General features: G+C 72.1%; 1 protein-coding gene. It reads left to right on the top strand.

The genetic code is table 11. The features are described 5' to 3' along the window. Positions 1–135: 135 nt before the first annotated feature. On the top strand, positions 136–427 hold a 292-nt coding region (locus D7Y13_RS43400; RefSeq protein WP_147452734.1), incomplete at its 3' end, for a hypothetical protein.

Genomic DNA, 427 nt, shown 5'->3' with positions numbered 1-427 from the left:
GCGCCGCCGCAAGCCCGACCTCGGCGCCCGCGACATCGCCCGCCTGATCGAGTCGCTGGCCGACCGCCACTTCCTGTCCTTCGCCACGCCCGCCTTCAGCGAATCGACGGAGTACCACCCGCCCGAGGCCCCCTGATGGGCAAGCTCAGGCTGCCCGGCTCGGCCGAGGAGATGCTGGGCGCCCTCGTCGGCGGCCTGGCCGCCGGCCGCGTGCTCCGCGTCGTCAACTTCCACGCCACCCCCCGCTACCGGACCGAGGAGTATCGCCGCCAGATCGAGGCCTACGCCCGCCTCTTCGCGCCGATCACCTACCAGAACTTCGACTCCGCCTTCGACGGCACCTGGGCCGACCGCCGCCCCGGCCTGATGCCGGTGCTGTTCGAGGGGTTCCGCGACAACCTCGACGTCATGCTCCCCATCCTGGAGG

The sequence above is a fragment of the Corallococcus praedator genome, from assembly GCF_003612125.1.
GTDB classification, from domain to species: Bacteria; Myxococcota; Myxococcia; order Myxococcales; family Myxococcaceae; genus Corallococcus; species Corallococcus praedator.
This window is presented reverse-complemented; position numbering and strand designations above follow the sequence as displayed.